The following is a 6,641-nucleotide window of genomic DNA, read 5'->3' as shown; positions in this document are numbered from 1 at the left end:
GCAGGTGAAACCGATATTTCTAACGCATCTCGTCCGATTAAAGATTCTGAACGTCAAAAGTGTGCTGCTGCTGGCGTTAAGTTTATTGAACTTCCTGTTGCCTTTGATGCGTTAACGGTTGTTGCAAACAAACAAAAACAAATCTCCGTGTCATTAAAGGGAATAGGATGTATGACTCGCATCGTCTAAATCTTTTCACGTTTAAGCTGAGAGGTCTAGACGATTTGTGAGAAATCTTTACTTTTCTTAACTTCTACTATCTTAAGATAAACTCTCTCAGATTTCCAGTCTGTTTCTTAAAAAAGACAAAAAATCTCTAAGGCATTTGCGACATAATAGATGAAGCGAAGCTAACGAGCAAAATCATTATATGTATACTATCGACGTAACCCTCAAATACTCACCTATTCCCATTTCAGTACAGCGCAAAGACGCAGATAGCGCAGAAGCTCTGTTTCAATCGATTCTGTCCGCCATGCGATCGCCATCACCACAGCTTTTAGAGTTGACTTGTGACAAACAGCCTGATAAAAAAGTTGCCCTGTTTAGTGATCAAATTAGTGCTGTGATTGTCTCCGAAAAAACGGGTGCCTCGGCGCGGGGTAATGTTCCTGGATTTTTCGCCATTGCATCGGGCGAAAATGCTTAAGAACATCTAATCAAAATTGTCATTCATCTGAAAAATTAAGGCTCTTCAGGGGAGAAAACTGATTTTAAAGAATTAATCTTCTAAGCTCTCCCCTGCCTAGACACCTATTTAAGAATGATAGTTTAACAACTTTCGTAACATTATTTAAAGTAAACTCAACAAACGGCTTACATCGAAATAAGTATTCATCAGTTGTTGGATACATTGAACCTTAATCGGTTCTTGAATACGGGTTTTCCCAAAAGCTTGATCCACGATCTCGACTGTGGTTAAGGTATCTAAATCTACTGATAAGATGGGAACTTCTAAATAATCAGCCCGACTCAGGATAAGAGGATTAGGGGTAAGATGACCTGTTAAAATTAAACAACTGGTAGAGGTTTCTAGTGCGGCAAGCTGAACATCAGTTCGATCCCCTCCCGTAATCACTGCCATATTCTGACCTTTACAAAAATACTCAATCGCTGCATTAACATTCATTGCGCCAATTGTCAAGGATTCTACCATTAAATCTAATCGATCGGGACGACATAAAATTTCAGCCTTGAGTTGTTTTGCAAGTTCTCGAACACTAACACTACGGAGTAGACTGCTTTTCGGTAAAAGTCCTAAAACAGAAATCTGATGCTTTTCTAAAAATGGTTTGATTAAAGTTTGACAATCTTCTAGCGCATCTGAAGGCACATCATTAATAATAGTGCCCAACAAACGATCGCCAAGTTCTTTTTTTGCTTTGAGAAGTCCGTCAACCATTAAAAGAGAAGTATAACGAGTGACTAAAAGAACTGGAATATCTAAAATTTGAGCAATTTCGGGAAGTGATAAATTAAATAAGCTGCCTTCTGATAAACTACCCGCACCTTCAAGGATACAAATATCACCTTCTAGTGAACTTAGATAATCTTTTAACTCTTGGGTGTAGTCTCGGTTAACGTTTTCATAAAGACTTTTTTGCACCGTTTCAGGGTCGAGATAGATTAAAGGCGATCGCACCTGACTATCAGATAAACCGAGTAGTTGCTGCATAAATTGTACATCATCTTCGGCAAGCGTCGATTCAAAACTTGTCCCTACAGGTTTGCCATAGGAAACACTCAAACCTTGTTGCTTTAGCTGGTGGGCAAGACCTACTATCGTTCCAGACTTACCACTATAGGGTGCAACCGACCCAATCAGCAAAGACTTAGTAGATTTTGCCACATCTAACTCCTTTTGTTACTTTCTCCTCTAGCTTACAAGAATTATATAAAAAGCCGACCTTTTACATCTGTCATTGGTAAACTTATTTTTACAATTTTGACTCTATTAATCATCAAAGCGTAACAATTTTCGGTAAAAACCTTGCGGAAAATCGGCGACCCCAAATTGTTTAGAAGTTTTGATCACATCAATTAGATAGTCAATGAATTCAGCATTAAGTATTGTCATCTCATAGCTTAGATCCGCTTGTCCATCAAATTGAATACGACATCGTGTTAACTCAGCAGGAAGCTTAGACACATACCAAGAAGCAGCAAACGGGATCAGTTCACTTCCTTCGATGTGACGCGCCCCTTCTAAAAATCCTTGATTATATAATGTAATTGCATAAGGGAGAAGACCATGTTTGTCTTTGGGATAGTAAGGCATATAGACAAGCACTTCAGATTTATTCGCTGCTTCTAATTGTTCGAGTGTAAGCATATTGAGTAACTTTAACGTCCAAAACTTCTTTTATAGATAGAGTTCCCAATTATTGACCATCGATTTAAAACGGCTTTAAAAATTGTTAGATTTTAGATTTAACTCTTGCTGTAAGCGTTTAACAATACTCGAACGACTCATAATTGTCACCGTATCTTTTTCTGTCTTGACGAAAACACGACCCGCAAAAAGAGATTTACGATAGATCGTAAAGTCTTCCATTTGTCCGTTTTGCTCAAACCCTAATTCTGAAAGAGTTTTCTGGAATTTTCTTTGAAAGGTTTTTGCGTTGCCTTTAAAAGAGGTCGAAAACGTCACACTACGATTAAAGTAGGCACCCAACAAACCCGCCACTAAACCCGCGATCATTCCGATAACATAGGAAGAGCGATCTAAACTCATTCCCATACCCTGAGAAATGACTAAAAGTACAATCAGTGCAGTACAGACAAAATAGTACAAAAAAGTGGTTAAAAATTCAGGCCCAGTCAGCATAATCATTTTCTACAACGTGTATGAACTATGATAATCCACCGATGAATCCTTTAAGCGTTGCGCCAATGATGGAACGCACTGATCGTCATTTTCGTTATTTGATGCGTCAGATCACCCGTCGAACTTTACTCTACACCGAAATGATTACAACGGCGGCGATTATTCACGGCGATCGCACAAAATTACTCGGTTTTTCCCCCGAAGAAAAACCCTTATCTCTACAACTCGGTGGCGATAATCCCTTAGAACTTGGCGAATGTGCCAGAATTGCTGAGGGTTTAGGCTATGATGAAATTAATCTAAATGTCGGTTGTCCGAGTTCACGAGTACAAGATGGACATTTTGGTGCGTGTTTGATGGCACAACCCGAAACCGTTGCTAGATGTATTGAAGCAATGCAAAAAGCAGTAATGATTCCTGTAACCGTTAAACATCGCATCGGAATTGATGAACGCGATCGCTATGAGGATATGTTAAATTTTGTTAAGATTGTCTCAGATGCAGGTTGTTGTCGGTTCACGGTTCATGCGCGGAAAGCTTGGTTAAAAGGTTTAAGTCCTAAAGAAAATCGAACAATTCCCCCATTGCGTTACGATGATGTCTATCGTTTAAAAACAGAATTTCCTGATTTACTTATCGAAATTAATGGCGGTATTACTACCCTAGAACAAGTTCAACAACACTTACAAAAAGTCGATGCAGTGATGATTGGACGGGAAGCATATGATAATCCTTATCTGTTTGCTACTGTCGATCAAGATATCTATGGGGAAAATACGCAACCTCCCACCCGACATGAAGTGATCGAAAATATGTTGCCTTATCTGGAGTTTTGGTTGGGTAAAGGATTAAAACTAAATAGCATAAGTCGGCATTTATTACAAGTATTTGTCAGACAAAATGGAACAAAAGCTTGGAAACGTCATATTAGCGAAAATGCTTACCTTGAAGACGCGGGAGTCAAGGTTATTATTCAAGCTTTAGAAAAAATTCCCGTCTAGATATTTGAAGAAACATTAAGCATTGTATCAACCATAGTAATCGGGTTAGGGAACCGCATTAGACTAGAATCATCATGGGAGTAAATATAGATTATGGGTATCGCCACAATTAACCCCGCAACTGGAGAAACGGTTAAAACGTTTGAACCTTTAAGTACAGAAGAAATTGAAGCTAAATTAACTATTGCTCAGACGGCTTTTTTAAGTTATCGTCAAACCTCTTTTAGTCAACGCAGTGAATGGCTTAATACTGCCGCCGATATTCTAGAACGAGATCAGGTTAAACTAGGGGAAACCATGACCCTAGAAATGGGGAAAACGATTAAAAGCGCGATCGCAGAAGTCCAAAAATGCGCCCTCGTTTGTCGTTATTATGCCGAAAATGGTGCAGACTTCCTTAAAGATGTTCTAGTTACCACCGACGCGAGTTTGAGTTTTGTTCGTTATGAACCCCTTGGAATTATTCTAGCGGTCATGCCTTGGAATTTTCCTTTATGGCAAGTTTTTCGTTTTGTTGCACCTACTCTCACCGCAGGAAATGTCGGACTACTCAAACACGCTTCTAATGTACCACAATGCGCTTTAGCCATAGAAGCCATTTTAACTGAGGCAGGTTTTCCCGATGGAGTCTTCCAAACCTTGCTTATTGGTGCGTCTCAAGTCGAAAATATTATTAATGATGATCGCGTTAAAGCAGCTACACTAACAGGGAGTGAACCTGCAGGAATAAGTCTAGCTTCTAATGCTGGAAAACAAATCAAAAAAGTCGTCTTGGAATTAGGGGGAAGTGATCCGTTTATTGTTCTAGAAAGTGCCGATGTCGAAACCGCAGCAACCACCGCAGTTACTTCTAGAATGCTTAATAATGGACAATCTTGTATTGCAGCAAAACGGTTTATTGTAGTTGATGCTATTGCTGATCAGTTTGAAAAATTATTAGTACAAAAGTTCCAATATTTAAAAGTAGGTCATCCAATGGATGAAACTATTGATGTTGGGCCACTAGCGACATCCTCTATTTTAAGTGATATCGACGAACAAGTTCAAAAAACCGTAGCAATGGGCGGTAAAGTATTAGTCGGTGGTAAAAAATTAGAGAGTCAGGGTAATTTTTATTTACCAACTATTTTGACGGATATTCCAAAAGGTTCACCAGGGGAAAAAGATGAATTTTTCGGGCCAGTCGCGCTACTATTTCGCGTGAAAAATATTGATGAAGCGATCACCCTAGCGAATGATAGTCCTTTTGGCTTGGGTTCGAGTGTTTGGACAAATAATTCTAAAGAACAAGAAAGACTGATCAATGAAATTGAAGCAGGTTCAGTATTTATTAATGGTTTAGTCAAGTCTGATCCACGTTTACCATTTGGAGGGATCAAGCGATCGGGTTACGGACGTGAATTAGCAATACAAGGAATTCACGAATTTGTCAATATCAAAACCATTTGGATTAAATAGAGGGAGAAAGATAAAGCTTCATATTATCTGATAACCTAATGCAATATTAAAGGGTCGTGAGGTCTAAAAATCTTGCCAACTGCCGAACAAAGTATCAGATGCGTAATACTGTGTCAATCTCTGATCAATACCTTTACCCCTATTTTTGTTGTCCGTCTTGATGAACGTACAGGCAACTTATTTCTTATTGCTGGAGATAACATAGAGATAGAAATTTATCGCCATGGTCTTTGGAGGTTCTTATAATGAAGCCTGACTTTAGTCCAATGACAAAAGGTGAGTTAAGAGCTTATGTCATAGCGCATCCTGACGATAAGACTGCCTTTCATGCTTTTGTTGACCGTTTTAGCGCTGAAGCATCTCCAGAAACTTTTGATATTCCAAACTCAAATACTGAGATTCAGGATGTTGAAATTTTAATTAAACAAAAGTTAGAATAAATAAAAACGAGCTAGAAACTTCGCTAAGGCATCATACTTTTATTTCTTTACCAAGGGACTCTAGAGGTGACCTGCATTAACCAAGGATGACCCCACCAGAATAATAAAACAAAGCCTGCAACTCCTAGATAAGCAGGGCGTAAAAATTCTTCTAGCTTAAGTTTTTGGCGACCATCGAGAATAGCCAAAAAAGGTATAACTGAAGTGCGTTCTTTGACCTTGAGAAAAGCATCACCATAACGTTTTTCTAAACGATGATCGCCATGCCACACCGCAAACAGATGATGAGCAATCAGTCCAATAGAAGTGAGTAAAGTAAAACTTGTTCCAAGCCAAAGGGTATGAGCGATACACCAGATCACTTGACCGACCATTTGTGGATGACGAGTAATACGAATGATCCCACTTTCATACAAATGGACTTGAGGTTTAGCGACTGCGGCTACTTCTAGTAAATTAAAAGTAGCGGGATAGAGGAACAAAAAAGAAATGGCTGAAAGAATCCATACAAAAGACTTGACACCATAAACGTTTTGTGCATTCCATAAGATTAAACCATCATAGCGGTGATTGAAAAAATAAACAATTAAAACAACTGCTAGAGAAAGACTACATAAAGCAAAAAAAACTCGATACAATCTCACCCCGATTTTCGTTTCTGCCCACATTCGCAAAGCAGCCAAACCACTATGTACTAAAGCAAATAAAAATAACAGCCCTAGCATCACCCAATGGCTAGTTGTCCAAATTCCCATGCGATCGCCAATCTTTACATTTTTTACCAAATCCTATCTTATCTTAGATTTTGATGCGATATGTTTTGTACAGACGCGATATGTCACGTCTCTACGAGGGCAAAAAATGGGCTAGACTATTTTAAATAAGCAATCCTAATTTGATAGGCTAGACAAACAG

Annotated in this window: 9 protein-coding genes and 1 pseudogene; 6 read left to right on the top strand and 4 right to left on the bottom strand. The window is 38.8% G+C overall.

The genetic code is table 11. The features are described from left to right. Together CFPU101_RS20885 and CFPU101_RS20880 are read left to right on the top strand one after the other, a co-directional pair. Positions 1-147: pseudogene (locus tag CFPU101_RS20885) on the top strand (substrate-binding domain-containing protein); the annotation flags it as partial. A 223-nt stretch (positions 148-370) separates the two neighbouring features. Beyond that, positions 371-649: a hypothetical protein gene (locus CFPU101_RS20880; protein WP_206817253.1), complete on the top strand. Its 279-nt coding sequence runs from the start codon at positions 371-373 to the stop codon at positions 647-649. 144 nt (positions 650-793) lie between these two features. Here CFPU101_RS20880 and CFPU101_RS20875 read toward each other — a convergent pair whose 3' ends face one another. The 3 genes from CFPU101_RS20875 to CFPU101_RS20865 all read right to left on the bottom strand — a co-directional run bounded on the left by CFPU101_RS20875 (position 794) and on the right by CFPU101_RS20865 (position 2,827). Then, positions 794-1,849, bottom strand: a complete 1,056-nt coding sequence (locus CFPU101_RS20875; protein ID WP_206817252.1) for a phosphotransacetylase family protein — start codon at positions 1,847-1,849, stop codon at positions 794-796. Positions 1,850-1,954: 105 nt separating this feature from the next. Further along, positions 1,955-2,332, bottom strand: coding sequence for a type IV pilus biogenesis protein EbsA (gene ebsA / locus CFPU101_RS20870; protein WP_206817251.1), 378 nt, complete (start codon positions 2,330-2,332; stop codon positions 1,955-1,957). A 75-nt stretch (positions 2,333-2,407) separates the two neighbouring features. Further along, on the bottom strand, positions 2,408-2,827 hold the full coding sequence (locus CFPU101_RS20865; protein ID WP_206817250.1) for a hypothetical protein: 420 nt from the start codon (positions 2,825-2,827) through the stop codon (positions 2,408-2,410). 20 nt (positions 2,828-2,847) lie between these two features. Between CFPU101_RS20865 and dusA the strand changes: the two genes are divergently transcribed. From dusA to CFPU101_RS20850, 4 genes are all read left to right on the top strand, one after another. Continuing rightward, the gene (gene dusA / locus CFPU101_RS20860) at positions 2,848-3,828 is read left to right on the top strand and encodes a tRNA dihydrouridine(20/20a) synthase DusA (protein ID WP_206817249.1); all 981 of its coding nucleotides are present in this window, start codon (positions 2,848-2,850) and stop codon (positions 3,826-3,828) included. 93 nt (positions 3,829-3,921) lie between these two features. Then, positions 3,922-5,286, top strand: coding sequence for an NAD-dependent succinate-semialdehyde dehydrogenase (locus CFPU101_RS20855; protein ID WP_206817248.1), 1,365 nt, complete (start codon positions 3,922-3,924; stop codon positions 5,284-5,286). Between the two features lie 72 nt (positions 5,287-5,358). Continuing rightward, positions 5,359-5,532, top strand: coding sequence for a hypothetical protein (locus CFPU101_RS26365; protein ID WP_374191981.1), 174 nt, complete (start codon positions 5,359-5,361; stop codon positions 5,530-5,532). Continuing rightward, positions 5,532-5,726, top strand: a complete 195-nt coding sequence (locus CFPU101_RS20850) for a hypothetical protein (RefSeq protein WP_242578142.1) — start codon at positions 5,532-5,534, stop codon at positions 5,724-5,726. The genes CFPU101_RS26365 and CFPU101_RS20850 overlap by 1 nt, the downstream gene beginning before the upstream one ends. A 47-nt stretch (positions 5,727-5,773) precedes the next feature. On the opposite strand, the gene CFPU101_RS20845 is transcribed toward CFPU101_RS20850, so the two are convergent. Then, entirely contained in the window at positions 5,774-6,481 is a 708-nt protein-coding gene (locus CFPU101_RS20845) for an NnrU family protein (RefSeq protein WP_374191982.1), read from the bottom strand. Positions 6,482-6,641 lie beyond the last annotated feature (160 nt).

This window comes from Chroococcus sp. FPU101 (assembly GCF_017312365.1).
Classification (GTDB): domain Bacteria; phylum Cyanobacteriota; class Cyanobacteriia; order Cyanobacteriales; family Microcystaceae; genus Chroococcus.
This window is presented reverse-complemented; position numbering and strand designations above follow the sequence as displayed.

Excerpts from the sequence above, each read along its gene's own strand:
- CFPU101_RS20880 (WP_206817253.1), top strand. The coding sequence starts at position 371 with ATGTATACTATCGACGTAACCCTCAAATACTCACCTATTCCCATTTCA.
- ebsA (WP_206817251.1), bottom strand. The coding sequence starts at position 2,332 with ATGCTTACACTCGAACAATTAGAAGCAGCGAATAAATCTGAAGTGCTT.
- CFPU101_RS20865 (WP_206817250.1), bottom strand. The coding sequence starts at position 2,827 with ATGCTGACTGGGCCTGAATTTTTAACCACTTTTTTGTACTATTTTGTC.
- dusA (WP_206817249.1), top strand. The coding sequence starts at position 2,848 with ATGAACTATGATAATCCACCGATGAATCCTTTAAGCGTTGCGCCAATG.
- CFPU101_RS20855 (WP_206817248.1), top strand. The coding sequence starts at position 3,922 with ATGGGTATCGCCACAATTAACCCCGCAACTGGAGAAACGGTTAAAACG.
- CFPU101_RS20850 (WP_242578142.1), top strand. The coding sequence starts at position 5,532 with ATGAAGCCTGACTTTAGTCCAATGACAAAAGGTGAGTTAAGAGCTTAT.
- CFPU101_RS20845 (WP_374191982.1), bottom strand. The coding sequence starts at position 6,481 with ATGGGAATTTGGACAACTAGCCATTGGGTGATGCTAGGGCTGTTATTT.